This is a genomic window from Streptomyces sp. NPDC001709 (genome assembly GCF_053596375.1).
This window is the reverse complement of sequence record NZ_JBSFGB010000153.1, coordinates 1-1,163: the sequence shown is the minus strand read 5'-3', so window position 1 is coordinate 1,163 and position 1,163 is coordinate 1. Positions and strand designations below refer to the sequence as shown.

The 1,163-nt window shown below is 67.6% G+C and carries 1 protein-coding gene; it reads left to right on the top strand.

Annotation, left to right across the window (positions count from 1 at the left end):
- Nucleotides 1-70 precede the first annotated feature (70 nt).
- Nucleotides 71-1,140 (top strand): IS630 family transposase gene (locus ACWC0C_RS48380; RefSeq protein WP_450871557.1). Its coding sequence is split into 2 segments (ribosomal slippage): nucleotides 71-557 and nucleotides 557-1,140, totalling 1,071 coding nucleotides; the frame shifts between segments, so codons are not numbered across the junction.
- Nucleotides 1,141-1,163: the final 23 nt, after the last annotated feature.

Genomic DNA, 1,163 nt, shown 5'->3' with positions numbered 1-1,163 from the left:
CTAGAGATCTTTAACGGTGCGGGTTACGTCGGGTCGTGACGGCTGCCGTGGGCCGCGCTATGCCGGGAGAATGAGGTATCCCGATGGCGGTGGATTGACAGCCGAGGAACGGGCTCGGCGTGAGCAAGTCCGGTTCGCGGCAGCTGACTTGATTGAGGCCGGGGCCAGTGACCGGGAGGTGGCCCGGCGGTTCAGGGTGACCCGGACGTCGGCGAACCGCTGGCGGCGGGCGTTGGCTTCGGGCGGTCGGCAGGCCCTGACCTCCAAGGGCGCCGGCGGCGCCCGGTGCAAGCTTGATGCGGGACAACTCCGTGTTCTGGAGACGGTGTTGGATGCTGGTCCGGCCGCCTCCGGCTGGAGTGACCAGTGCTGGACACTCGCACGGATCGCGGAGATCGTGCGCCGCCGGTTCGGTGTGGAGTACACCCTGGCCGGGCTGGACCTGCTGCTGCACCGCATCGGCTGGAGCGTGCAGGTCCCCTCCCGCAAGGCCACCGAGCGCAACGAGGCGAAGATCGCCGCCTGGAAGGACGAGCAGTGGCCCGTCATAAAAAGAGGGCGGCGGACTTGGGCGCCTGGCTCTGCTTCGAGGACGAAGCCGGCCAGGGTCTGAGGCCGCCCAAGGGTCGCACCTGGGGTCGCCGGGGCCACACCCCCGTGGTCCGGGTCACCGCCGCGGGCACCAAACGTGTCTCGATGGCAGCGCTGATCTGCACCAAAGCCGGCCGCAGATCACGGCTGATCTACCGCATCCACCTCGACCGCGGTCCCGCCAAGGGCCGTCGTAAGGGCTTCGCCGAGACCGACTACGCCCGCCTGCTGGATGCCGCGCACCAGCAGCTCGGCGGCCCCGTCGTGCTGGTCTGGGACAACTTGAACACGCACGTCAGCCACGCGATGCGCGAGCTGATCGCCGCTCGATTATGGCTGACCGTCTACCAGCTGCCGCCGTACGCTCCCGAGCTCAACCCCGTCGAGGGCGTGTGGTCGCACCTGAAGAGGTCCCTGGCCAACCTCACCAAACACAGCCTCGACCAGCTCACCGCGCTGGTGAAAACGCGGCTGAAACGGATGCAGTACCGCCCCAGCCTGATCGAGGGTCTCATCGGCAAGACCGGGCTCGACCTTCAACCGCCGTAACCTCAGCCGTTAAAGATCTTTAG